The sequence below is a fragment of the Haloferula luteola genome, assembly GCF_014201715.1.
Classification (GTDB): domain Bacteria; phylum Verrucomicrobiota; class Verrucomicrobiia; order Verrucomicrobiales; family Akkermansiaceae; genus Haloferula; species Haloferula luteola.
The window spans coordinates 16493-41037 of the sequence record NZ_JACHFD010000026.1 but is presented as its reverse complement, the minus strand read 5'-3'; the positions used below and the strand labels follow the sequence as shown (position 1 = coordinate 41037).

The 24545-nt window shown below is 63.6% G+C and carries 19 protein-coding genes and 2 pseudogenes; 7 read left to right on the top strand and 14 right to left on the bottom strand.

All coding sequences use genetic code 11. From position 1 onward, the window contains the following. Positions 1-2: 2 nt before the first annotated feature. Positions 3-869, bottom strand: a complete 867-nt coding sequence (locus HNR46_RS17905; RefSeq protein WP_184021366.1) for an NHL repeat-containing protein — start codon at positions 867-869, stop codon at positions 3-5. Then, positions 866-2593 carry an ABC transporter ATP-binding protein gene (locus tag HNR46_RS17900; protein ID WP_221285262.1) on the bottom strand — a complete coding sequence of 576 codons (1728 nt, stop codon included), beginning with the start codon at positions 2591-2593 and terminating at the stop codon, positions 866-868. Before HNR46_RS17900 ends, HNR46_RS17905 begins: the two co-directional genes overlap by 4 nt. Before the next feature lie 455 nt (positions 2594-3048). Here HNR46_RS17900 and HNR46_RS17895 point away from each other — a divergent pair, with 455 nt between their 5' ends. Continuing rightward, positions 3049-4920, top strand: coding sequence for an alginate lyase family protein (locus HNR46_RS17895; protein WP_184021361.1), 1872 nt, complete (start codon positions 3049-3051; stop codon positions 4918-4920). Positions 4921-4932: 12 nt separating this feature from the next. On the opposite strand, the gene HNR46_RS17890 is transcribed toward HNR46_RS17895, so the two are convergent. Together HNR46_RS17890 and HNR46_RS17885 are read right to left on the bottom strand one after the other, a co-directional pair. After that, positions 4933-7077 carry a glycoside hydrolase family 36 protein gene (locus tag HNR46_RS17890; protein ID WP_184021359.1) on the bottom strand — a complete coding sequence of 715 codons (2145 nt, stop codon included), beginning with the start codon at positions 7075-7077 and terminating at the stop codon, positions 4933-4935. 17 nt (positions 7078-7094) lie between these two features. Continuing rightward, a complete protein-coding gene (locus HNR46_RS17885; protein ID WP_184021357.1) occupies positions 7095-8270 on the bottom strand; it encodes a glycoside hydrolase family 88 protein in 1176 nt (391 codons plus the stop codon). 131 nt (positions 8271-8401) lie between these two features. Between HNR46_RS17885 and HNR46_RS17880 the strand changes: the two genes are divergently transcribed. After that, positions 8402-9451, top strand: a complete 1050-nt coding sequence (locus HNR46_RS17880; protein WP_184021355.1) for a LacI family DNA-binding transcriptional regulator — start codon at positions 8402-8404, stop codon at positions 9449-9451. 11 nt (positions 9452-9462) lie between these two features. Here the strand turns inward: HNR46_RS17880 and HNR46_RS17875 are convergent, their stop codons facing one another. The 5 genes from HNR46_RS17875 to HNR46_RS17855 all read right to left on the bottom strand — a co-directional run bounded on the left by HNR46_RS17875 (position 9463) and on the right by HNR46_RS17855 (position 15689). Then, on the bottom strand, positions 9463-9675 hold the full coding sequence (locus HNR46_RS17875; protein WP_184021353.1) for a hypothetical protein: 213 nt from the start codon (positions 9673-9675) through the stop codon (positions 9463-9465). 489 nt (positions 9676-10164) lie between these two features. Beyond that, on the bottom strand, positions 10165-10410 hold the full coding sequence (locus HNR46_RS17870) for a glycoside hydrolase family protein (protein WP_184021351.1): 246 nt from the start codon (positions 10408-10410) through the stop codon (positions 10165-10167). Positions 10411-10908: 498 nt separating this feature from the next. Then, a complete protein-coding gene (locus tag HNR46_RS17865) occupies positions 10909-12249 on the bottom strand; it encodes a right-handed parallel beta-helix repeat-containing protein (RefSeq protein ID WP_184021349.1) in 1341 nt (446 codons plus the stop codon). Between the two features lie 69 nt (positions 12250-12318). Next, positions 12319-14127 carry a sodium:solute symporter family transporter gene (locus HNR46_RS17860; protein WP_184021346.1) on the bottom strand — a complete coding sequence of 603 codons (1809 nt, stop codon included), beginning with the start codon at positions 14125-14127 and terminating at the stop codon, positions 12319-12321. Beyond that, complete coding sequence (locus tag HNR46_RS17855; protein ID WP_184021343.1) at positions 14124-15689, bottom strand: family 43 glycosylhydrolase; 1566 nt, start codon at positions 15687-15689, stop codon at positions 14124-14126. The genes HNR46_RS17860 and HNR46_RS17855 overlap by 4 nt, the downstream gene beginning before the upstream one ends. A 188-nt stretch (positions 15690-15877) precedes the next feature. Here HNR46_RS17855 and eda point away from each other — a divergent pair, with 188 nt between their 5' ends. The 3 genes from eda to HNR46_RS17845 are packed head-to-tail and all read left to right on the top strand — an operon-like array spanning position 15878 to position 17405. Beyond that, positions 15878-16510, top strand: a complete 633-nt coding sequence (eda, locus tag HNR46_RS17850; RefSeq protein ID WP_184021340.1) for a bifunctional 4-hydroxy-2-oxoglutarate aldolase/2-dehydro-3-deoxy-phosphogluconate aldolase — start codon at positions 15878-15880, stop codon at positions 16508-16510. A gap of 4 nt (positions 16511-16514) precedes the next feature. Next, positions 16515-16646, top strand: coding sequence for an ROK family protein (locus HNR46_RS21580; RefSeq protein ID WP_221285261.1), 132 nt, complete (start codon positions 16515-16517; stop codon positions 16644-16646). Continuing rightward, complete coding sequence (locus tag HNR46_RS17845) at positions 16647-17405, top strand: ROK family protein (RefSeq protein ID WP_425491708.1); 759 nt, start codon at positions 16647-16649, stop codon at positions 17403-17405. On the opposite strand, the gene HNR46_RS17840 is transcribed toward HNR46_RS17845, so the two are convergent. The 5 genes and pseudogenes from HNR46_RS17840 to kduI all read right to left on the bottom strand — a co-directional run bounded on the left by HNR46_RS17840 (position 17382) and on the right by kduI (position 20740). Continuing rightward, positions 17382-17984: a ThuA domain-containing protein gene (locus tag HNR46_RS17840; protein WP_184021337.1), complete on the bottom strand. Its 603-nt coding sequence runs from the start codon at positions 17982-17984 to the stop codon at positions 17382-17384. The two genes, HNR46_RS17845 and HNR46_RS17840, sit on opposite strands and share 24 nt — an antisense overlap. Before the next feature lie 36 nt (positions 17985-18020). Further along, positions 18021-19104, bottom strand: a pseudogene (locus HNR46_RS17835) (PfkB family carbohydrate kinase). Between the two features lie 40 nt (positions 19105-19144). Then, a pseudogene (locus HNR46_RS21450) lies at positions 19145-19913 on the bottom strand (SDR family oxidoreductase). Beyond that, a complete protein-coding gene (locus HNR46_RS20725) occupies positions 19910-20119 on the bottom strand; it encodes a hypothetical protein (protein ID WP_221285259.1) in 210 nt (69 codons plus the stop codon). The pseudogene HNR46_RS21450 and the gene HNR46_RS20725 overlap by 4 nt, the downstream one beginning before the upstream one ends. Positions 20120-20125: 6 nt before the next feature. Then, a complete protein-coding gene (gene kduI / locus HNR46_RS17825; protein ID WP_221285258.1) occupies positions 20126-20740 on the bottom strand; it encodes a 5-dehydro-4-deoxy-D-glucuronate isomerase in 615 nt (204 codons plus the stop codon). Positions 20741-21692: 952 nt separating this feature from the next. Here kduI and HNR46_RS17820 point away from each other — a divergent pair. Both HNR46_RS17820 and HNR46_RS17815 read left to right on the top strand, forming a co-directional pair. Further along, positions 21693-22253: an ECF-type sigma factor gene (locus HNR46_RS17820; RefSeq protein ID WP_184021334.1), complete on the top strand. Its 561-nt coding sequence runs from the start codon at positions 21693-21695 to the stop codon at positions 22251-22253. A gap of 22 nt (positions 22254-22275) precedes the next feature. Beyond that, a complete protein-coding gene (locus tag HNR46_RS17815) occupies positions 22276-24447 on the top strand; it encodes a serine/threonine protein kinase (protein ID WP_184021331.1) in 2172 nt (723 codons plus the stop codon). Positions 24448-24545 lie beyond the last annotated feature (98 nt).

Below are 24545 nucleotides of genomic sequence, written 5' to 3'. Positions count from 1 at the left end.
AGTCAGAGAGGTTTCATCACGCCTTCACGCTCGTCATGGAGCCGGGAAACGTCCAGCCCGTCGAGCACGAGCAGACCTTGCAGCGAGGAGATCCGGCGGGAGTCGCTCCACTGCCAGACGAGTTTTCCATCGGCATCGAACTCCAGCAACTGCACGCCAGACTCGCCGAAGCGTTCGCCATGGCCCTGCCAGTTCGCCAGAACGAGGTGACCGTCCGGTAGGAGCTGGAAAGTGGCGTAGAAGAACGGATTGACCTCCTCGGGAATCTGCTCCTTGCCGCCGAACTTGCGGACGATGTTTCCGTCAACATCCAGCTCCACCATGAACGCGCCGTAACCGGCCGAAACCATCAAGTGGCCGTCCGGCAGACGCAGCGATTTCCACGCATGATAGAAACCCTCCACCGGGAACTCGCGCAGGTAGTTGCCATCGAGGTCGGCCTCGCGGATGCGGTCGTTGCAGGACATCAGCAGCGTGCCTTGGGCGGTCTGGCGGATCAGCCGCACGTAGTCGCCTTCATACTGGATTTTTCGCAGTGGCTGGCCATCGGTGCCGAGCTCGATGACCCCCACTCCCTGGATCCCGGCGATGTCCACGCCGGCGAGCAGCGTGCGGCCGTCCGGCTGGCGGCGGGCGGCGGTGACCCCCTCGTAGCTCGTGTTCTCGAAATGCACCTCGCCAGTGGCGATGTCGAACTCCGACCAGCCGTGGTGGTGGCCGACAAGCACACGCCCGCCGCCGACGAGCTGCATGTCGCGCGCCTGCGGATGGCCGACCGGCACGGCCCAATCGTTTTCGGGATGGGCTTCATCCACGTGAAGCAGCTGCGCGAGCCCTTCGTCGATGGCGAGGAATCGGTGTTTTGTCATGATGCGGAAACGTGTTGGAACGCGGAGAAGCGTTCGGGATCGAGCCGCGCGAGTCCGGTCGGGCTGCCGGTGCGGGTGATCACACCATGCTCTAACTCTATCACCCGGTCGGCGCGACGCAGCGTGCCCAAACGGTGGGCCACGATGAACGTGGTGCGGCCGGCCAGCAGGCGGTCGAGCGCGTCCTGGACGATCGCCTCGCTGCCGCTGTCCAGCGCGCTGGTGGCTTCATCGAGGATGAGCACCCGCGGGTTGCGCAGCAGGGCGCGGGCGATGGCCACCCGTTGACGTTGGCCGCCGCTGAGGCGCGCGCCGCGTTCTCCGATGGCGGTTTCCAACCCGGCGGGCAGGGCGCGGATGAAATCCTCAGCGTTCGCCGCGCGGATCGCCTGCCACAGCGCGGCCTCGTCCACGTCCGGGATTCCGTAGGCGATGTTTTCGCGCAGCGTCCCCTCGAAGAGCAGGGTGTCCTGCGTGACCACCGAGAGGAAACGCCGATAGCTTCGCAGGTCCAGCGAATGCATGTCCGCGCCATCGAGCAGGATGCGCCCGGCGGTCGGCCGGTGGAAACCGATCACCAGGCTGATGAGCGTGGATTTGCCCGAGCCGCTCGGGCCGATGATGCCGATCGTCTCGCCTGCGGAAACCTCCAGATCGATTCCGCGCAAAGCGGCCATGCGGTCCTCGCCGTCCTCGGCCGGGTATTCGAAGTGCACGTTTTCAATGCGGAAGGCCCCGGCCACCCCGGAGACCTCGGGTTTGCCGGCGTTCGCCTCCAGCTCGGGACGTTCCAGCAGCTCGCCGATGCTGCGGATGCCCTCGAAGCCGCGGGTGATGACCGGCAGCATGTTGTTAAGCTGCATCACCGCGGCGACGATGGCCGCCGTGTAACCCGAGACCAGCACCAGATCGCCCGCCGTCAGATCCAGCCGGCCGTGGATCACGAACCACGCGCCGGCAGCGAGAATGCCTAGCTGCAGAAGCATGAACTGCACCCAGGCCACCGCGCCGAAGAGCGCGCCATGGCGATCGAGCCGCTGGCCGGCCGCACTGACCTCGCCAAAGCTCGACTCGACCCGCGCGACCGCCTCGTGCTCGGAGGCATGGGCACGGGTGACGGGCACCATCGAGATCATGCCGAGCACGCGGGTGTTCATCGACTCGATGGAGCTGCGGAACTCCGCATTGTAGCGTTTCATCCGCGCGCTCATCGTCACGCGGATCAGCGCCACGATGGGGATGAGCAGGAAAAACACCGGCACGAACTCCGGCATGCGCACCGCGGTTACGCCGAGCGTCACGATCACGCTCACCACCGCGAAGGTGCCGGCATCGATGAGCTGGCGGCTCATCTGCTCGATCGATTCGACGTCCCGCAGCACCTTGGTTTGCAGCGGGCCAGCGCCGCGGCGTTGGTGGAATCCGATGGAAAGCATCTGCAGGCGGCGCACCAGCGACGAGCGCAGTGAATCCTCCATGCCGCGCAGGGCACGACTGGAATACGCGCCGTAGCACAGACCGGACGGGATGTTCTGGGCGATCATCACGGCGCCGATGATGGCGTTGGTCCATAGCAGGCGGTTGCCCGTTTCCGGGGACATCGCCACAGCGTCGATGATGTTGGCCGTGACGATCGGGATCACCCAGACCGGGCTGGCCTTGAGCACGTAGAAACCCAAGCCGACCAGAAGATCCGACCGCTGTCGGTCGTAGAGCCGCCACAAGGTTCGCCATGGGCGGGCTGATTCGAATCCTGCCATCTCACTTGTCATGGGAACTGAAACGCACCGAGAATTGCGACACCTGCGGCTTGGTGGTGGCCGATTTGGAAATGCGCTCTCATCGGAGATAGAGGAATCATCATGCGTCCGGATTTCGGTTGCCCGCTCGAATGACCATGCCTCGGTCCGCGGCCATGGCGCGTCCCACCGAAGCGGATCGAAGCCATGAACCAGCGGGCCCTTGAAGTTGTCCGCCGCCTGTCGATCCGGCAACCGGCCGCACGCTTTCCATGTAAACTTCCGATCCGGTCGGGCTGATGACGCCGCCCTGTGGCGAACGCCCGGGGTTTCCAGAGAAACTAGAATCGTCGGAGCGGAATCGCCAGTTTCTCGAATAATGCCGGTCCATTGCAAAGTAGGACAACTTCACCGAACATGCCGTTTCTTCCCGCCCGCTCATGATCATCCGATTCGCCATCCACCTTGTCATTGCCAGCCTCACGCTGGCGGTTGCCAGCGCCCGCTTCATCCATCCTGGTTGCCTGTCCACGGAAGCCGACCTGCAACGCATGGCCGCAAAGGTGGCCGCGGGCGAGGATCCGTGGAAGTCGAGCTGGGACATCCTGGTGAAAAACACCGACGGCTTTCTGAATCACCCCCCGGAAACCCAATCCCCGATCAAGGCGGGCGGCGGCCGCGGGGAGAACTACATCCGGCTGGCCCGCGACTGCGCCCGGGCCTACCAGCTCGCACTGCGCTTCCGCGGCTCGGGCGACGAGCGCTTCGCCAAGCGGTCGGTGAAGATCCTCAACGCCTGGGCGGCCGGCCACAATGAATGGGCGGGCGATTCCAACGTCTGCCTTCGGGCGGGCATCTATGGCTATCAGCTCGCCTGCACGGCGGAATTGCTGCGCGACTTCCGCGGCTGGGAGCGGTCGGATTTCCGGAAGTTCCAAGACTACCTCAAGGAGAGGTTTTACCACATCAACCACGACTTTCTGATCCGCCACAACGGCACCGTGGACGAACACTACTGGGCAAACTGGGACCTCGCCAACATGGCCTCGATGATCGCCATCGGCGTGGTCTGCGACGACCGCAAGATCTTCGACGAGGCGGTTGCTTATTTCCACAAGGGCCAGGGGACCGGCGCGCTCCGCAACGCGGTGGTCTTCATGCATCCCGACGGCCTCGGCCAGTGGCAGGAAAGCGGCCGCGACCAAGGCCACTCGCTGATGGGTCCGCAGCTGATGGGGAGCTTCTGCGAGATCGCCTGGAACCAGGGGCTCGATCTCTACGGCGCCCTCGACTACCGCCTCCTCGCCGGGGTGGAATACGTCTCGAAATACAACCTCGGCCATGAGGTCCCCTTCGTTACCTACCTGCGCGACTGGGGGCATCCAGGGAAGGAGAAGTTGGAAGTCCACCGACGGATTTCCGAGCACGGCCGCGGGTTGGCGCGACCGGGCTGGGACCTTCTTTTCAACCACCACGCGCGCCGTCGGGGGATCGCGGCACCGTGGACCGAAGCCTACGCGGAAAAGGCGCGGCCGGAGGGCGGCGGCTTCAACTACGGCGGATCCAGCGGCGGCTTCGACGGACTCGGCTTCACCACGCTGACGCACTCGCTCGATTCGCTCGACAAAAGCGCTCCGCCCGGAGCCCTCCGTGCGACCGTGATGGGTCGGCAAATCACGCTGTCCTGGCTTGGCTCGGCCGGTGCCGTGAGCCACACCGTGAAACGATCCCAGTCAAAGGGCGGACCCTACACCCCCATCGCCACGGTCGAGGCACCGGAGATGTCCTTCATCGATACTGGGCTGGAGGCTGGGACCACCTATTACTACGGCGTTTCCGCCGACCTGGAGGAAGGCGAAGGCCCCACCAGCGCCCCGCTGGCGGTCACCGCGGATCACCAGCTCGATGGCTCGGTGATCGGCACCGACGGGTCATTCCGCAATTGCGGCCTGGAAAAGGAAACGGTCTTCGACGGTTCGCTGGAAAGCTACTTCGACCCGCCGGGAGAGAACGCGTGGGTCGGGCTCGATCTCGGTCCGGACACCACGGCGGTCGTCACCGGCGTGCGTTACTGTCCGAGAAAGGGAGCCGCGGACCGGATGGTGGGCGGGCGTTTCCAAGGCTCGAAGACGCCGGATTTCAGCGGCGAGGTGGTGGACCTGCTGAGGGTGAAATCCAAGCCCGCCGACGAGGAACTCACCGAGGCGAGCATCCAAAACAAGACTCCCTTCCGCTACCTCCGCTACATTCCGGAAAAGGGCGGATGGTGCAATGTCGCGGAAATCCGCTTTCTCGGAGACCCCGGCAACTGAGGGCGAAGTCTCTCATCCTTTCCGGAATAGCCACACCGAACCCGCGAAATCGCCGCGGGTCGCGTGGCGCAGGATGCCGCCGGAATGCTCCGGCCGCTCCCCGCCGAGGGAATCCTCCAGCACCCAATCGCCAGCCAGCGGCATCTCGATGATGGCCGGCGCACCACCGAAGGTATGCACCACGACCAGCGCCTGGTTGTCCGACTGCCGGACGACCGCCTGCCAGCCCCGCGGATCGCGCCAGCTCTCCCCCACCGCGCCGAATCTACGACTGATGCCGTATTTGATGACCGGCGCGGCTTTCTGATAGAGGGCGATCCCCTCGCGCACCAGCGCCCAGGATTCGCCCGAAAGCTTCTCGATGGCTCCTGACAAACACATCCGGCCAAGAAAGGTGGCCGCCAGACTGTAGGCGACGCGCTGCGGGGAATCCTGCGGATGGAGCACCGCCCAGATCTGGTTCTGGCGCGGCAGCAGCAGCCGGTGGAGGTTGGCGGCGATGATCGGAATCTCGACCAGTTCGTGGGCGTCGGAAAACGACGACATCGCGGTGCGCGCCATCATTGAGGGCTCGAGGCGATGGCCGCCCGACGAGCAGTTTTCAATGACCAGATCCGGCAGGCGCTCACGGATTTTTTCGAAGAACCGGTAGCTCCCCTCGACCTGCCGGCGCAGGCCCTCGCCTTGCGAGTCCGGGTGATCGCAGCCGAGCCCGGCGGTTTCGTTGTAGTCCACCTTGAGGTAGCCGAAGCCACAGTCGTCCAGCAGGTCGATCACCCGTTCGGCGAGGAAGGAAACGGCCGCCGGGTCGTTCATGTCCCAGAACCGGCGCTCGCGGACGGTCACCGGGATGCCATCGCGTTCGATGAAATGTTTTCCTGATTGGAACGCCTGGCTCTGCGAGCCGACCGTCTCCATTTCAAACCACAGTCCCGGGATCAGCCCGCGCTCGCGGATCGCATCCGCCGTGGCCTTGAGGCCGTTGGGGAAAAGTTTGCTACCAGGAATCCAGTCGCCGTGACCGCTGCTCCAGTCGGTGCCTTCCTGCTTGTACCAGCCGGCGTCGATGACCAGGTAGCGCACGCCGCAGCCCTGCAGGCGGTCGGCGATCGCGCACAGGTTCTCGTGGCTGGGATCGCCCCAGGTGGTGCACCACTCGTTGAAGATCACCGGCAGGTCCTGCTCCACCTCGGGCTGCGGGTTGACCGGCTCGTCCTGCATCGCCGTCAGGCGGTCGCACAGGTCGTCGAGATCGTCCTTCACGCAGGCCAGCGTCGCCGGTGTGGCTTCGAATGATTCGCCCGGCGCGACGGTCTTCATCCAGTGCCCGAACTCGCGGTCGGCGAGGCCGCCGGAAATGGCGACGTCGTCATGCTGGCGGAAGATCTCCATCTGCCACGACCCGGCCCAGTTGAGGCGCGCGCCCCAAATTACTCCAACCGCCGTATCTTCGACCGCGACGAAGGGGAACCACTTCCGGACGGGCATGGTGCCGACCTGCCCGAAGCGCTCGCTGAAGGCCCCCGCCCCGCTCCACGAGCGCTCGAGGTGAAGCTCCTCCAGGCTGCGGCATTCATGCCGTCCCTCGGCGCTCCACACCGAGCGGAAACGATGGACGTGCAGGCGGCCCGGCGCGTCGGCGTGGTGGAATGGAGTGATGCCGGAGAGCGAGAAGCTAGCAAACATTTCCAACGTCACCGGCCGGTCGGAGCCATTGGTGAACGAGCACTCGACGGTCAGCGCGCCATCGCCCTGGCGCCAGCTCAGCCGGTGAACCGCCAACAGTCCGTCCGCCGACTTGAGTTGCGTTTCGATCACGGTCGCGCAGTCCTCGTCGCGGCGCTCCTGGCCGTCGAAAACGAAGCTCCTCAGCGTCTCCGAGTTGCGCATCGAGTGGCCCTGGACGAACGCGCCCGGGTAGGGATCGCCGACGAGCTTGAACTGGAGCAACGACTCGACCGGCCGAGCCGGCCACGGGTCATCGCCGGGCAGCACGTCGATGAACGTCTCGCCGCGCAGCGATTCACGCGGTGCGACGGCTTCCGCGGCGAGCGCCGCCGGCAGGATCTCCATGCCGACGACTCCGGTGTCGGGATCGTACGGAAAGCGCACCAAGGTGTCGCCGAGCTGGTGTTGCGAAAGGATTGTGCGGGGCATGGCCGGGCCGGTTGGCGTTACCACCAGGAAACTTCCACGCCGATCTCACGGGCCAGGCCTTCCATGAAGAAGTAGTCGCCCCAGCTGGTGTAGGCGTACCTGGCCTTGCCGACTCCGTCGCCGACCTCGCCCTTTTTCAGGACGCCGCGGACCCCGAGTCGGCTGTCGAAATAGTCGTCCGAGCAAAGCCGCGCCAGCAGAGCCTTCTTGGTGACGATCATTTCCGCGTCGGCGTTCCCCAGAGCGCCGAGCTCCTGGATCGCGCAGACCGCGATCGCCGCGGCAGAGGAGTCGCGCAGTTTCGTTTCCCCCTCGCCCAGGCGGAAGTCCCACACCGGCACCACCTCCTCGTCGAGCAGCGAGACCCACTTGCGGGTGACCTTCATCGACGCCTCGAGGTAGCGCTCGTCGCGGGTGTGCCGGTAGCCGAGCGCGAACCCGTACATCGCCCAAGCCGCGCCGCGTGCCCAGTGCGATTCCACCGCGCGGCCGCAGTAGTTGTCCGGCCCCTTCGGCGTGCCGTCCTCATGGAAGCGGAACGAGTGATAGACCGACCCGTCCTCGCGGATGAAATGCGCGAGCGTGGTGTCGCTGTGCCGCAAGGCAATCTCGCGGAACCGCGCCTCGCCGGTGACCTCGCCGGCCCAGTAGAGCAGCGGCAGGTTCATCATGCAGTCGATGATCGCCAGACCGTCGTAGTTGGTTCCTTGCTCGTCCATCCGTCCCCAGGCGCGGATGTAGTTTCCCGCCGGAATGAAGCGACCCGCCAACAGCTCCGCCGCCCGGATCCCGAGGTCGCGGAACTTTCCCTCGCCGGTCAGCGTCGCCAGCGCCACGGCGTAGGGGGAAAAAAGGAAGCCGAGGTCGTGCATCGTATCGGCCGCCCCTTCCGTGACCTTCCGCTGGAACAGCGGCTCCAGCTCCAACAACCTGTGCAGGAAAGCCAGATTTCCGGATTGGCGCCATCCGAGGACACCCATCCCGGCGAAGAAGCCCGCGGTCCAGTTGCCAATCTCGAGGAAACCTTCGATCCATTCCTCGTAGTGACCGACCGGATGAAACGCCCAAGTGCGCCCGCTGGCCGCGAGGGCGGGAAGGTTCCTGAGGGTCTTCTCGGTACAGATGGCAAAGGCACGTTCGAACACGAAGGAGTCCGTCACCGGAGCGATAGAGCAGGAATTGGGGATCGACATGAGTGGGATAGTTGAAATCCAAACGCACGCATTGGCACGGGCCGATAGGCGCTTTGTTCCGCCAAAATTGACCGATTCCCTAGAATATGGGATTCCCTGCGGGAGTTACACTGTTATCCTCAGCGGACTTCATGGCCTCCGATCCCACCCCACCCCGCCGCACCCGCGTCAGCTTGCGGGACATTGCCAAGCAACTCGGGGTCAGCCACGTGACGGTGTCGCTTGCGCTGCGCGACCACCCGCGGATCTCCCAGAAGACCCGCGAGCGGATCAAAGCGGAAGCGGACCAACTCGGCTACCGCCCCGACCCTATGCTCTCGGCGCTGGCCAACTACCGCCGCAACAAATCCAGCGCGCCGATTTCCTCATCGATCGCGTGGATCAACGCCTGGCGGAAACCGGATGAACTGCGGGCGCACCGGGAGTTCGACGCTTATTGGCGGGGTGCCTCCCGCGCCGCGGAAAAGTTCGGCTACCGGCTCGACGAATTCCGCGTCGGCAAGGAATGCAGCCCGAAGCGGCTCCATGACATCCTCACCGCGCGCGGCATCCGCGGATTGCTGCTGCCGCCGCAGTATCCACTGCCGGACTGGGGCGATTTCCCGTGGAAGGAATACGCCACCGTCCGCTTCGGCCGATCATTGGCCACGCCCCGCACGCATCTGGTCACCTCCGACCAATCGGCAAACACTATGCTTGCCTTCGAGGAAATGCGTGCGCGCGGCTACCGCCGAATCGGTTTCGTCACCGACGAGGCCAACATGCGGCGCGGGCATGTCTTCGAAGCCGGTTTCCTGCTCGCCCAGCGCACCGTGGACCCGGTCGAGCGGGTGGAGATCCTTTCCCTCGAACACATCCCCGCCAAGGATCAGCCGGACCGCATCGTCGCCTGGATCCGCGGGGAGAAGGTGGACGCCCTATTCACCGACCTCCCCGACATCCCCGACCTGCTCGCCAAAGCCGGACTGGAGGTGCCTGCCAACATCCCGCTCGCAGTCACCAGCGTGCTCGACGCCAGAGCCGATGCCGGCATCGACCAGCACCCCGAGGAAATCGGCCGCGTCGGTTTCCTGATGCTCAACTCCCTGATCAACGACCGCGCCCAGGGGATCCCGCGGATTTTCCGCCAAATCCTGGTCGAAGGCTCGTGGGTGGATGGGAAATCGCTGCCGCGGAAATAGTGGCCGGGCACTCAGCGGATCCGGAACTCCCGCTCCACCGGCTCGGCCTGCCTCACCTTCGGCTCGTCTTGCCGCCCGAACTGCCAGGCGACCACTACGACCTTGATCAGTCGCTTCGCCTTCGGCGCCAGCGGTGTCAGGCGAAGGGTGTTGCCATTCACGAAGGCCGGACCCAGCGTGACGTGATGGCTCACAGGCAGGCCGCTGTCCGAGGTGGCGGCCAACTCAAAGGTCCGCGCACCCGGTTCCGGATCCGCGATTTCCGGGAAGGTGATCGTCTGCGCGGTGCCTTCCGTCTTCCGTGCCCACGAGCAGGCTGCGGAGTTCTACTCGCAATTTTGCTTCAAGCCGGTTTCGCCCGGGAGTCTCCGACTGTTCCTCCCGACCAAGGCTCTGGAGGGAGGACCGGCGATTCCGACAGAATAGCGACAGATTCAAAAGGACCTGCTTCCTAGGAGAATCTACCTGATCCTAATAGGAAGTAGTCGGGCTGGCGGGTAGCCCCCCGACATGCGGGTTCTACGCGGTTTCATGGCATCTGTGCGTTGTGGGGTTGACCTCAGCGATGCAGGTTGAGCTGCCCTGAACGGTTGGCTTGTGTGAAATCCGTGTGGAATCCGTGGTTCTTGTAGCGTTTGGTGAGTGGAGTTGAAACCCACAATGGGACCGCCATCATCCCGCAAACCCGGTCACTGGGGTCACTTGTCAGAATCCTATTTATCCTTCAATCGACTGCCAGATTGGGGAGGCAGATCAAGATCCGATTGGGCCTTGGCGGCGGGAAGCTTCCCGAAGGCCTTTTCCAGCCGGTCATATTCGTCGCCTTGAAGTGGGAGGAGGGAGCCGTGCCGGAAGAGAACCGGGAAGGTGAAGTTGGGTGCCGGCATGAAGTGGCCGCCGACCAGGTCTTCAGTTACAAATGGCTTTGAACCCGCCCCCTTGCTGATTTGATCGATCACAAGGCACCAAACGGCGGGCTGCCGGGGTGGCGGGCTGCAATTGATAGCACTCCGGGCCTTCGTAGCCCTGCAACCTCGCGAGTTAGAACTCCGGCATGTCCTCTCACGGGCCCATCAGTTTTTCGCTGACCTCCATGGTGATGGGTCCAGAGCTCGTGCAGGCTCGTGCCGGCAAGAGGCCCATCCTCCACGATCGATTGCTCGCCAGAACGGTCCACGATTTCCCATGACTCGCCGTGCGGAGCGTCTTCCGGGAGAACGCGGCCGTATTCGGTCTCAAGCGTGCGGCCACCCCAAACACGTTTCATGTAGAGCGGAACGAAGGGAATCGGAGTCATGCGTCGAACACTGCGATGTTCGCCCACGAATCACCTCCCAATGACCGGACGCGCGGCAAATGCGCACCTCTCAATACAATAGGCGGGAGATTGAGATTCTTCTTCAGGAAGCTTGTCATCGACCGCCCTCCCCACCATTGGCGATACCGTTCGGAGGCAATCACCACGGACCAGGGTCTTTCCTCAGATCGTCATCTTCAAACCGCCGACCGGTCGTTTCAATTTTCGAATCGCGCACCTCTGCGCCGACAAAGATCGGCGCGAAATTGATCGTGCTTTCTAGATCAACGTCTCGCGCAAGTGCGGGAAGCGGTTCACTCGCCATTTCCGCATGCATCGGCATTCCGAAGCCTACTAGGATGGGTAAGGCCGGGAAGCTCTCGAAGCCCCGCTGCGCGCTGAGCCTTACCTTGTGGTGCTCGCCGGCAATAGTCGCCAGCACGTGCACCAGACTGCGCGGTGGGTCGCCGATCAATTCCAGCTCGACTTCCGAGCTGTGTCCCCCGCGCAGGTAGAGCAGCGGCCCGTGCGCGACATCGCCCCGGCAGCGACGGATGATCGTTTGCGAGCCGATCAGGAAGCCCCTCTCGCAGCCGCGGGCGACGCAGTTCTCGACCACGGTTTTCGTCTCCGATTCATCGCGCACGCCGATCTCGAAGCCGGCGCGGGTGTTGATGGCGGTGCAGTTGAGCAGCGTGACGCTACCGGCATTGCCATAAGTGCGGAAGCCGTCCTCGGACAGGCTCTTGGTGTAGCCCGGCGTGATGACAAAGCGGCCGTCCCGGTTTTTGTAAACCGAGCGGAATCCAAGCTCGAAAGCCGGACCGGAGGTATCGGTCAGCATGTCAGTGGTCAAGCGCACCGAACCCTCCGCATAGCAATCCTCCAATCGACTCCCCTCTCCGCCCTGGATGTAGAAGCAATGCCCGAAGGCCCGGCTGAAAACCCGGCAACGCCGGAGCAGCGAGTGGCTGCCGATCACCTGCACACCGCTCTGCTTCTCCAGCGCGACCAAGTTCGGCCCACCCTTGCCGAGCAGGTCGCCGTAGCCCCACGGCTGGGAGCCGTGAATGTGTAAGGTGACATTCTCCAGCGTGTTGTCGTCTCCCTGAACGGAAAGGATGTTTCCGCCGCTGCCCCGGTTCGGCCCAGTGTTGCGGATCGTTAGACTGTCGATCGTGTTGTCGCGGCCCGCGACGATCAGGCACCGAGTGTAGCCGCCTTGCGGAAGCTTCTCGTAGAGGGATGTGTCGATCTCGATGGTCACACCCTGCATACTGATGCGGTTCTTATCGCCTCGAAACACGAACATCGGCACCGGAGGGCGCCCTTTGATCGGTCCGACTTCATCGCGAATGCGCTTCAGCACCTCTTCAGTTAGATAGTCCGCCATCCGATAGACCCCCGGCGTCATCTCGATCTCACGATCATTGCCGGCCGCGGCTTCAGCCAATGCCGCCAAACTGTCCACCTTGAGTGTCGCTGCCGCGGATGACGCCATGAGGGCGATCCAAAGGCACCCGGACCCTAATATCTTTCCTGCCATTCCTTTCATTGCTCTGTATTGAGTCTAACGCTTCGAATCGCCGGCTCCCGATAGCAGCGGAGGTCGGCGAGTACGGTGGGTCCGCCAAAGCAAGACGCCGGTGATCGCCATAACCCCGCCGATTCCCAAGAAGCACAAGCGAGCCCCGATCGTGTCTTGGGGAATCCACACCAATGAACCAACAAATGACCCGTAGATCAACAGCAGCTTGCCGATCGATCCCGCGACCGCTTGGTCCTCGCGCTCTTCCTCGCCGGTCCTCGACTCGACCGGCGTTTTCAGCCGGTTGAAGAACTCCTCCACATTGGCCTTGTACGCCTCCGGGCTGTTCTTGTAGAAGATCGAGGTCAAGAAAAACCACGCGATGCAGGCGCCGCCGACGATGAACACCGTGGCGAAGAGCGCGAACTGGGTCACCTCCTCCTTGGCGACCGGGCCTTCCAGCCCGGGGATCCACGCGAAGCGCGCGAGGCTGGCGTTGCCCGCCGCGTCCTTCATCAGCGCGTTGAGCGTGATCGAGACCGTCAGGCCCACCAGCACCGTTGTCCACGCCGCCCACGGCGGGGTCTTCCTCCAGAACAAGCCGAGGAACAGCGGGATCGAAATCGGGATCCCGAGGCTGATCGCCACCTGGTTGACCAGGTCGAAAAGGTTCGACTCCCGCATGTTCTCCCACATCAGGCCGAAGCCGAGTATCGCCAGCCCGCAGATGCCGGTGGCGAGCTTGCTGATCCAAAGCAGCTTTTTCTCGGGGCAGTCCTGGTTGATCACCGGAAGGTAGAAGTTCCGGACGAAGATCCCCGCGCCCTGGTTCAGGCCGGCATCCATCGAGGTCAGCGTGGCGGCGAAAATCCCGCACACCAGCAGACCCAGCATCCCGGTCGGAAGCACGTCCGCCGCGGTCTGCAGGAAAGCGGCCTCGTTCGGCACCTTCAGGTTCGGGAACAACGCAGCCATATCCGGATGTCGGATTGCAGCGACGGTCGGAGGGATCAACCACAGCGCCGGTCCCAGGATCGCCCCGAGCACCGGGATGATCAGGGTCATCCGCGCGTTGCGGTCGTCACGCGCCATCAGGAACTTGGCCGACTTGTCGATCGCGTTCTCCTCGAAGAGCTTGGTGACGATCAAGGCCACGAAGAACAGCAGGATGAACTCCGGCCGTGCGATCTTTCCCCAGTGGTAGTGCGCTTCCGGTGCCTTCTCGATCATCCCAGAGATTCCACCCACGTCCGGCAGCCGCAAGGCCAGCACGCTCACCGTGACGGTCACCAGCACGATCAGGAACATCTGGACGAAGTCGCTCGCGGCCACGCCGAACGAACCGCCCAGCAGCGCCAGCATCGTCACCATGATCCCCATGCCGACCATCACGACCATGACGTTCATGTCGAACACCGCCGCCATGAACACCGCGATCGCGTTCAGCGACAGCCCTCCGAAGATCAGCATGAAGGGCAGCCGCGACCACGAAAAGAACACCTGCGAGGTCTTGCCGAAGCGCAGCCGCACCGCCTCCAGCGGCGTGACCACCTGCATCCGGCGGAAACGGAAGCAGGTGAAAAGAAGAAGCACCGCCCACGGGATCAGCACCGAGTAGTAGAGCGTGAACGCGTAAGGCCCGGTCTCATACATCTTCGCCGCCGAGCCGACGAAGGTCCACGCGCTGAACGAAGCCATCCATGTCGAGGCCCCCGTCACCCACCATGGCAGCACCCCCCCAGCCCGGAAATAGTCCGAGGTGTTCTTGCTGCGCATCATGAAATACAGCCCCACCCCCGCGATGAAGAGGAAGTAGAAGGCGATGTTGATGTAGTCGTAGAGGGTGATCATCCTTGGATCTTTAGTTCGAAGAAATCGAAATCGGCCGCCATCTCGCGGTCTGCGAGATCCTGCACGGCGATCCCGACCATCGCCCCGGTGAAGCCCGCCGCATGTTCGTCGGAAAGTGTCGTGAAATCCATGACCGGCCCGACCTGACGCCAGTCGCGCCCATCGGGCGATGCAGAGAAACGAAGCGTATCGCGGTCGATCTCCGCCTTCAGGTGAACCTGCTTCCACCCGTTGATCTCAGAGTCGCCGAGTTCGTCATAGCTTCCTTTGTCGGTGAGCGTGATGCCGAGGACTTTGCCGCGGCTTTCGTCATGCGTGACGCGCAGGCAATAGAAGTTCGCTGAATTATAGAAGCAGGTCAGCCCCGCCATCTGCGTGTAGTGGTCCGGCTCAAACTCGAGCACCGTCATCGCCGTCGCACGATGGCACGTCAGCCGTTTCGCCAGCAGGCTCTGGTCGAAGAGCGAGTGCATCGACTCGCGCCCGCGAAGCCGGAGCCACCCGGGGCGGGACACGAGGTCCACCCAGCTCTCATCGACCGGGACCCGTAGCGATTGCCACGAGGGATCGAGCGCTTTCCCATCGAAATCATCGCGTTCCGCGACGGCCGGCCACGGATGCGGTTCGAGGCCCGCGGGCTCTTCGATTTCCACTGACGGCGAATGACCGCCCTGTTCGAGCCGCAGCCAGCCACCGACCCATTTGACGCGCTGCAGGCAGGTCTCGCGACCCAGCGTGCAGCGTCGCTCGAAGCCGACTGGCCGGCTCGCCAGGTGCGCCAAGAACCACTCGCCTGCCGGCGTTTCCACCAGCTCACCATGACCGGACTTCTGCAGCGGGTGGCCGTAGTCGTCGCGGGTGGTCATCACCGAGGCCTGCGGGTCGAGCTCGTAGGGTCCCAGCAACGAGCGACTGCGCGCGGCGGAGATCCCGTGGTTCCAGCCCGTGCCTCCTTCCGCAAGCATCAAGTAATACCAGCCGTCGTGCTTGTACAGGTTCGGCCCCTCGGTGAGGATGTTCTCTTTGTGGAGGATCTTTTTCCTTTCGCCGACGAGCTTTCCGGCTGACACATCGAACTCCTGGATCACGATGCCGGCAAAACGGTAGCGCCCCTTGCGGAAATCCCACTCCATGTTGACCAGCCACTTGCGGCCGTCGTCGTCGTGGAAGAGCGAGGGGTCGAAGCCGATCGAGTCGAGTTCGACCGGATCGCTCCACGGCCCCTCGGCGCGCTCCGCGGTGGTCAGGTAGATCTTGATGTCCTTAAACGGCCGACCCATCCCGGTGTTCCGCAGGTTCGTGTAGATCAGCCAGAATTTCCCGTCCGCGTGGCTCATCGATGGCGCCCAGACGCCGCCCGAATCCGACACGCCGTGCAGCTCAAGCTGCGAGCAGCGAGTCAGCGCGTGACCGATCAAGCGCCAGTGCTTCAGGTCGCGGGAATGGTGGATCGGCACGCCCGGGAACCACTCGAAAGTCGAGCTCGCCAAGTAGAAGTCATCGCCAACCCGGCAAATCGACGGGTCGGGATGGAAGCCAGGAAGTATCGGGTTTCTGATCACAGAATTAAGACCTCCGAGAGTTACGTCGTCGAAGAACAGACACCATCGACAACCCTGATTACCATGTAAACCTGACGCGACCAACAGGTCCGCCTCTCTTTTGGGTTTCCATGTTCACCCGCTTCTCTGTTCTCCCGCTGGATAGCCTGTGAAATCGTGCGCGCCATTCATCTGACCGCACAGATTCCATGATCGACCACATCGTTGCCAAAAGGATTGTCCCGGTCGTCGTCCTCGACGACGCCGCCTCCGCCGAACCCCTCGCCGAAGCTCTCCTGGAAGGCGGGCTCGACATCACGGAGATCACCTTCCGCACCGCCGCCGCGGAGGAATCGATCCGCCGCATCGCCGCCCGCTTCCCCGAGATCCTGCTGGGCGCGGGCACCCTGATCGATGAGGATCAGGTGGCGCGCGCCAAGAATGCCGGTGCCGTGTTCGGCCTCGCCCCGGGACTCAATCCCGCGATCATCAGGAAGGCCCGCGAGGTCGGCCTGCGGTTCTCACCCGGCGTGATGACGCCCAGCGATGTCGAGCGCGCGCTCTCGCTGGACTGCAAGTTGTTGAAATTCTTCCCCGCCGAGGTGGCGGGCGGCACCGCCATGCTCAAGGCGCTGGCCGGCCCCTATTCCCACACCGGCGTCAAGTTCATCCCCACCGGCGGGATCTCGTCCGGCCAGTTGGAAAGCTACCTCAAACTCCCGGTGGTCGCCGCCATCGGCGGTTCGTGGATGGTGGACAAGGCCCTGGTCAACGCCGGGAAATGGTCCGAGATCACCCGGCTGACCCGCGAAGCCCTCGCCGCGGCCGCCGCCGCCCGCTGAGCCCATGGTCGCGGGCATCGAACTCGGCGGCACCAAGACCGTCGTCGCCATCGGCACGCCGGAAGGACGGGTCGACGAGGAGTCGCGCTTTCCGACCACCACGCCGGGGGAAACCCTCGGCAGGGCCATCGCCTGACTGCGGGAACGGAGCACCCCGGAAGCCATCGGCGTCGGAGCCTTCGGGCCGATCGTCGTGAATCCCGGGCACGCCGACTACGGCCGCCTGCTCGCCACCCCGAAGCCAGGCTGGTCGGGCTTTTCGATCGCCGGATTCCTGAGCGAAGCCTTTCCCGCCGCGCGGGTCATCATGGAAACCGACGTCAACGCCGCTGCCCTCGCGGAATCCCGGATCGGCGCGGCGGCGGGGCTCGATGACGTCGTTTATATCACCATTGGCACCGGCATCGGCGCGGGACTCCTCAGCGGTGGCCGGCTGGTCCACGACGCGCTGCACCCGGAGTTCGGCCATTTCAAAGTCCCGCGCGCTCCCAGCGACGACTTCGCCGGGCTGTGCCCCTTCCATGGCGACTGCCTCGAAGGCCTGGCCAGTGGACCAGCCATCGCCACGCGATGGGGCCGTCCTGCCCACGATCTGGCTAGCAGTCACCCCGCCTGGGAGTGCGAGGCCTGGTACCTTGCCCACGCTGCGCTGGCACTGCTCGCCACGATGTCACCGCTCCAGGTCATCATCGGCGGCGGGGTTTCCCAGGCCGAGGACTTCCATGCGAAAGTGGAGGCCCAGCTCACCCGCTTGGCTGGCGGCTATTACCCGACCCTAGAAGAGCCGTTCATCGTCGCTCCGGCGCTCGGCCAGCAAGCTGGAATTGCCGGTGCCCTGATGCTCACCGCACTGGCTCATGGCGACGACGATTCACGCCTCGCCGCCGCACCATAGAAGACAGCGTCTGAGAAGCTCGCGGAACTCCGGGCGCAGCCATACCTCGATACGGTGGCCGGGCGTCAGGACACACACGCGTCCCTTGCCCACCGTCCGCCGCCAGCCCGCCGGCTGAACGCCATGCGCGGAGCGGGATCGGAGGAAGACATCAGCCGAAGCATCGTCGAAATGCATCACGTAGTGCTCGTCTGTTTCAGTGAAGGACTCGATGCCCTCGCACAGAGGATGCCCGGCAACCGGCTCGACGGTGACCGGACACTGCTCGGGGTGGCTCGCGAAAGCACCCGCCGAAAGCCCCCTCATCGAGGGAATGTTCTCGTAGCCCGATGTCCCCGAGTGGATCACGAGAAAACCGCCTCCCTGTTGAACCCAGTCCTGAAAGGAATCTCCCACTCTGTCATCCACCCACGGCGTGGTGTCCGCGGCCTTGCGCTGATTCGCCTTGGCCAGAACAGCGAGCCGATGCCGGAACAAGCTGTCCAACGACCAAGCCAATCCATCCTCAATCCATTCGAAATCACCAAGCCCTTCCAAGCCCCGTCGCGGAATCTCGCCGGGATGCCAGCGATCGTCCACGAAACCGAAAATCTTCATTGAACCCGGAAGCCTAGTTCACCTGTCCACCCTCGCCGAACCGCCGCCGACAAGCTTCTTCACCTCGTCGACAGTGGCCATGGTGGTATCGCCCGGGGTGGTCATGGCCAGCGCACCGTGGGCGGCGCCGTATTCCACGGCCATCTTGGCGTCGTTGAATTCCATGAAGCCGTAAGCCAGGCCGCTGGCGAACGAGTCACCGCCGCCGACGCGGTCGTAGATTTCCAGCTTCGGCCAGTGGTTGGCTTCGTGGAACTCGCCGTCGTGCCAGCATATCGCGCCCCAGTCGTTGATGGTCGCGCAGCGTGGTTGCAACGACCTGGAAGTTCGGGAAGTCGGCGACCGCGCGTTTGATCATGTCCTTGAAGTTGTCGACCTGGAGGCCGGTAACGTGCTCGCTGACGCCTTCGACCTCGAAGCCGAGCGACGCGGTGAAGTCTTCCTCGTTGCCGATCATCACGTCGACATACTTGGCGACTTCGCGGTTCACCTCCTGCGCCTTGGCCAGGCCTCCGATGCTCTTCCACAGGCTCGGGCGATAGTTGAGGTCGTAGGAAACGATCGTGCCGTGCTTCTTCGCGGCCTTGCATGCTTCGATGGTGAGCTCGGCGGTCGTTTCGGAAAGCGCGGCAAAGATGCCCCCGGTGTGGAACCAGCGGCTGCCCTGCTTCCCAAAAACTTCCTCCCAATCGATGTCGCCCGGCTTCATCTGCATCGCGGCCGTCAGACCTCGATCAGGCGTACCCTTCGCCCCGCGAACGCCAAAGCCCTTCTCGGTGAAGTTCAGACCATTGCGGACGTTGCGGCCAAGGCCATCGAACTCCGCCCATTTGATGAACCGGGTGTCGACGCCGCCCTGAAGAATGAAGTCCTCGAGCAGGCGGCCGATGTCGTTGTCGGCGAAGGCAGTCACCACGGCGGCGCGCTTGCCAAAGCAGCGGCGGAGGCCACGGGCGACGTTGTAATCGCCACCGCCTTCCCAGACAACGAATCGGCGCGTCGTCCGGACGCGCCCGTCACCGGGATCGAAGCGCAGCATAATTTCGCCCAGAGAGATGATGTCGAAGGCAACGGAGTCGGCGGAACGGAAGGTCAGGGACATAAAAAGTCAGTCGTTTGATTGTCTAGTGGCGGGAGATCCATCAGCGGCCCATCCACCCCCCATCCACGACGAGAACTTCCCCGTGGAGGTAGTCTGCCGCGCGCGAGGCGAGGAAAACCACCGGCCCATTGAAGTCATCGGGCTCGCCCCAGCGCCCCGCCGGAATTCGCGCCAGGATCTGCTGGCTGCGGGTCGGATCATCACGCAGCGCCTCGGTGTTGTCGGTGGCGATGTAGCCGGGCGCAATCGCGTTCACGTTCACCCCCTTGCCCGCCCACTCGTTGGCCAGCGCCTTGGTGAGCTGGCCGATGCCGCCCTTGGATGCCGCGTAGCCCGGCACCGTGATGCCGCCCTGGAAGGTCAGCAGCGAGGCGGTGAAGATGATCTTCCCCGAGCCCCGCTCGATCATCCGCGCGCCGATCTCGCGGCTGAGCAGGAACTGCGCGTTGAGGTTCACCTCGATGACCTCGGTACCACATCTCGTCCGGATGCTCGGCCGCCGGGGTGCGTTGGATCGTTCCGGCGTTGTTGACGAGGATGTCCGGCGTGCCCTGCTCCGAGAGGACCTTCGCGGCGAACGCCTTCACCTCGGCGCGGTCGGAGAAATCGCACTGGTAGGCGGTGAACTTGCGGCCGAGCGACTTGACCGCCTTTTCGATCTCGCTGTCCGGCTCGAGCGAGGCGCTCACGCCGATGATGTCCGCGCCCGCCTCGGCGAGCGCTTCGGCCATCGCGAATCCGATGCCGCGCTTGCAACCGGTTACCAGGGCGGTCTTCCCCGCCAGGTCGAATGTGGAAAGAACGCTCATCGCAGGGTGGAGATTTCGACCTTGTCCATGTCGGTGAACGCCTGGTTTTCACCGCCCATCGCCCACACGAAGCGGTAGGCGGCGGTGCCGCAACCGCAGTGGATCGACCATGCCGGCGAGAGCACCGCTTGGCGATCGCGCACCCACAGCGGACGGGGTTCCTGCGGCTCGCCCATCATGTGCAGCACCGCGTGGCCCTGCGGCACGTCGAACTAGCAGTAGACCTCGCTGCGGCGCAGGTGGGTGTGGGCCGGCATTGTGTTCCAGATGCTCCCCGGCTTGAACTCGGTGTAGCCCATCACAAGCTGACAGCTCTTGATGCCGTTCTCGTGGATGTATTGGCAGATAGTGCGCTCGTTGCACTCCTCCTTGGTGCCGAGCTCGACCCGCGTCGCGTCGGCCGGCGTCGCCTTGATCGTCGGATACGCGGCATGCGCCGGGTAGCTGATCAGGTAGAATTCCGCGGGCGAGGACGCGTCGGCGCTGGCGAAGGACACCTCCTTGCTGCCCCGGCCGATGTAGAGGCAGTCGCACTTGTCGAGCTCGTGCGCCACGCCGTCCACCATGACCGTCCCCTTGGCGCCGAAGTTCAGCACGCCCATCTCGCGGCGCTCGCAGAAGTACGACGCGCGCAGTTCGTCGGCCGAGTCCAGCACCAGCGGGCTGCCCTGCGGCACCGCCGAGCCGATGATCGCCCGGTCGAGGTCGGTATATACCAGCGTCAGCTCGCCGGGGCGGAACAATTCCTCGAGCAGGAACGAGCTCCGCAGCGCCCCGGTGTCGAGCGTTGCGGTTTGCGAAGGAGCGGGCATCTGGAGTGTTTTCATCGTGACTTTGTAGAAAGGACTCGATCGCCCTTTTCGGATGGTGAGTCGACGGCTTTTACTGCCGTTCGAAGACTATCATCACAATTGACCCGGAGAGTTTCACTGGAAACCCATCAACCCGCAGGCTTCGCCCTGCCCGCTATCAGTGCGAAAGCACCCTTTCGTCGCTTGCCGCCCGTTGCCTCCCTATTTCATCGCGTTGATACTGGAAACGCCGAAGCCTAGCTCTATCAACGTTCCTTTGGATCGCCAATCGACTACACTCTTGATCCGCCCGCCCAATCTGGCAAAGCGGAGACGATGGACACCCCCGCTACGGACGCGACGGAAACGGGCTCAAACACCCTCGATCCACGACAGAAATCGGTCGGATTTCCAACAGATTTCACACGAATCGATCGTCAACGATGCGCCACTATGCGTGATGTCCAGAACCCCAACCCGTAAAGATGCCCATGAAAGCCCAGAAAAAGAAAATCCGGTCCCGAAGGACCGGATGGTCGGGCTGGTTCAGCCCCCGATTTTGCGTCTTCATTTCGTGTTTTCATGGGCATTTCTGCTTCTGTGGCTTCCACCCGGTCGCGCGACGTTCCGCTGAATTTGCGGTCCTTTCGTGTGAATTCCGTGTGGAATCGTCCAATGTCTGTCACGGTGCACTCGGCGATCAAGATCCGATTGTCGGGCAGCCTGGTTTACAGTGATCCATAGGCATCCAACGGGATTAGCGAACTGTCACGCTTGCCAAGATCGGCGACAAAGGGGAAATCGAGGAGAAGCGTGGTGTTTCCGAACGGTGTCCGCGGAAACGCCCGCACTGCGGGCGTCGCCGACCGAGGACTAACTGCACTTCCACCCTAGAGGCCTCCTGAGCTACCTTCGGGCGATCCCGGAACTCCGCTATCGAAAATAATTTGCGGGGAAACCTCGATCTGATGAACTCGAAGAGTTCCGCATGTCCGAAGAGTTCACAAGAATCATGCAGGCATTGGAGAAGGACGAAGCCAAGGGCTCGGACGAACTCCTGCCTCTAGTTTACGGAGAACTCCGCTTGCTCGCCACCAGCCACATGGCTGGCGAAAAGATGGGTCAGACGCTGCAGCCGACGGCGCTTGTGCACGACGCGTGGCTCCAGCTCGCGGGCGGGGAAGAGCGGACATGGAACGACAAGGCACATTTTTTCCGCACGGCGGCCCGGGCGATGCGGAGGATCCTGGTCGAACGTGCCCGGCGGAAAGTCGCGGAAAAACGCGGTGGTGGCACGAGACCGATGAACATCGAGGACTTCGACGTGGCTGTTTCCGACGGGGACGACCGCATCGTGCTGGTGGACGAAGCGCTCGAGCGGCTGGAGGAGGAGGATGCCGACTGCGCGCGGGTGGTGACGATGAAGTTTTTCGTGGGGCTCTCGGAGACCGAGATTGCGGAGGTCCTCGGCGTTTCGGAAAGAACGGTCAGACGGCAGTGGGCCTACGCGAAAACCCGCCTTTTCCAGCTGATCCTCGAAACCCAATGACGCCAAGGTGGCTCGGCGTGTGATGGATTTGACGAAGAAAATCGAGATCGCCTTGTTCGAAGCGGCATCCGGCTTCGAGGACGAGACCGAGCGCGACAGGTTTCTAGACGCCACTTGCCAGAATGACTCCGGACTCCGCGAGCGGCTCGACGGGCTGCTACGCATGCAGGACAAGGCCGACCAGTTTTTCGACACACCGACGCCGGTGCTTCCGCCGAAACGAGCGCGCATCGCGATCATCGAAGGCGGGGAAGATACGCATCCCGGCCAAGTCGCGATGCAGGTCCCCAAGGGGGTGAACCTAGCCCACTTCCGTCTTGCCGAAAAGATCGGCGAAGGCGGGTGCGGGATCGTTTATCGCGCCGAGCAACTGGAGCCGGTGCGGCGGGAAGTGGCGCTGAAGATCATCCGCCTGGGAATGGACACGGAGTCGGTGATCGCGCGCTTCGAGCGGGAGCGTCGGGCGCTTTCCATGATGGAACACCCGAACATCGCGCGGGTGCTCGATGCAGGCGCGACCTTTACTGGCCGGCCGTTTTTCGTGATGGAACTGGTCCGCGGGGAAAACATCACTGCGTTCTGCAAGGCAGAGAGCCTCGATCTCCGCAAGCGCCTTGAGCTTTTCGTTCGCATCTGCAACGCGATTCAACACGCCCATCAGAAGGGCGTGATCCACCGCGACATCAAGCCGTCCAATGTGCTTGTTCGCCTCGTCGATGGTGAGCCGGTGCCGAAGGTGATCGACTTCGGCATCGCCAAGGCGACCGCCGGCGAGGAGGACGACACGGCCACGGCGACGCAGCACGGCCAGATCCTCGGCACGCCGGCCTACATGAGCCCGGAGCAGGCGGAGGGCGGAGCAGACATCGACACCCGCAGCGATGTCTACAGCCTGGGTGCGCTGCTTTACGAACTGGTGACATGCCAGCCGCCTTTCGATCCCTCGAGACTGAAAGATGCAGGAGCGCAGGAGGCTAGGCGCATGGTCCTTGAGGAAGTGCCGGTGGCCCCCTCGGTCGTGCGAAAGCACCGCGGCCTGGTGGAGCTGGACTGGATCGTCCGCAAGGCGATGGCGAAGGAGCGGAACGAGCGTTACGACACCGCCAACGGACTGGGCTCTGATGTCCAGCGCCTGCTCGCCGGGGAGCCGGTTCAAGCGGGGCCGCCGCGTCGGACTTACCGCCTGGTCAAACTGGTCCGCCGCAACAAGATGACCTTCCTTGCCGGAGCGGTCGCCATCCTCGCGCTGGTGGTCGGTTTCGGGGTTTCCACGCGCTTGTTTTTCCTCGAACGCAAGGCTGCCGCGGAACAAGCGCGCCTGCGCAATATCGCGGAAGTCGCCCGCGAGAACGAGACCCGACTGCGCATGGTCGCGGAGTATCAGAACCGCGTCTCCCAGGCGGCGGTGCTCCTCCGCTACGGCGACCGTGCCGGAGCCGACAAGCTTTTGGAATCCATTCCTACCGTCGCCACCCCCAGCTCGCTCGAAGCAGGCGACGTGTACCATCAGGTAGCGGACTGGCACCTCAATGAGGGCCGCTGGGACGAGGCGGCGCAACGCTACGCGGCACTGGTTCGCGCGATCTCCAATGTGGACGAGTCGGACAACGACATCGTTTCACGGAACCTTCTCTACGCCGCCACAGCGGTGTGCTACACTGGTGACGGGGTGGCCTACCAACGCATCGTCGATTTCGCCATCGAGCGCTTCGCGGATACCACGCATCCGGTTGTCGCCGAGCAGGTAATCAAGGTGTGCTTGCTGAAACCCGCTGGCCCTGAGCTGCTGGCGAAGCTCCAACCACTCGGAAAAATCGTGCGCGCCGGCCTCGAATCCGATCAAAGCGCGGTGGCGGGAAACCAACAGCTGCGGGCGTGGGGCGAGTTCGCGCTGGCTTTGTTGTATTACCGCACCGGGGAAGATCGTGCCTCCGCGGAGCGCGCCCACCTTTGCCTCTCCTCCCCTCGGTCCAACCCTGCCCGCGAGGCGTCCGCGCGCATCATCCTAGCGATGACGGAGCTCAGGATGGGGCGTGAAGACACGGCGCGCGAGCTGGTTTCCCTCGTCTCCGGACCGGTGATCGAGAACACGAACCACATCGGCACCAGCGGTGGGGAATCCCAGGGTTCGTGGTATGCGTGGGTGACCGCCCGCATCCTGCTCGCGGAGGTGGAGGAGGCGCTGCGCGAGTAGCTCGGGCCCCGGGGCAAAAGTTCTTTTCAGGTTTTTTGTCCGGTTTCCGCCGCGGAATGCACTGGTGAGGAATGAGGGCGAAACCCATGCGCCGGAGC

Coding starts and splice junctions, on each gene's coding strand:
- HNR46_RS21580 (WP_221285261.1), top strand. CDS start 16,515: ATGGTCGCGGGCATCGAACTCGGCGGCACCAAGACCGTCGTCGCCATC.
- HNR46_RS17905 (WP_184021366.1), bottom strand. CDS start 869: ATGACAAAACACCGATTCCTCGCCATCGACGAAGGGCTCGCGCAGCTG.
- kduI (WP_221285258.1), bottom strand. CDS start 20,740: ATGAAAACACTCCAGATGCCCGCTCCTTCGCAAACCGCAACGCTCGAC.
- HNR46_RS17890 (WP_184021359.1), bottom strand. CDS start 7,077: ATGCCCCGCACAATCCTTTCGCAACACCAGCTCGGCGACACCTTGGTG.
- eda (WP_184021340.1), top strand. CDS start 15,878: ATGATCGACCACATCGTTGCCAAAAGGATTGTCCCGGTCGTCGTCCTC.
- HNR46_RS17865 (WP_184021349.1), bottom strand. CDS start 12,249: ATGGCGTCATCCGCGGCAGCGACACTCAAGGTGGACAGTTTGGCGGCA.
- HNR46_RS17815 (WP_184021331.1), top strand. CDS start 22,276: ATGGATTTGACGAAGAAAATCGAGATCGCCTTGTTCGAAGCGGCATCC.
- HNR46_RS17820 (WP_184021334.1), top strand. CDS start 21,693: ATGTCCGAAGAGTTCACAAGAATCATGCAGGCATTGGAGAAGGACGAA.
- HNR46_RS17895 (WP_184021361.1), top strand. CDS start 3,049: ATGATCATCCGATTCGCCATCCACCTTGTCATTGCCAGCCTCACGCTG.
- HNR46_RS17880 (WP_184021355.1), top strand. CDS start 8,402: ATGGCCTCCGATCCCACCCCACCCCGCCGCACCCGCGTCAGCTTGCGG.
- HNR46_RS17860 (WP_184021346.1), bottom strand. CDS start 14,127: ATGATCACCCTCTACGACTACATCAACATCGCCTTCTACTTCCTCTTC.
- HNR46_RS17885 (WP_184021357.1), bottom strand. CDS start 8,270: ATGTCGATCCCCAATTCCTGCTCTATCGCTCCGGTGACGGACTCCTTC.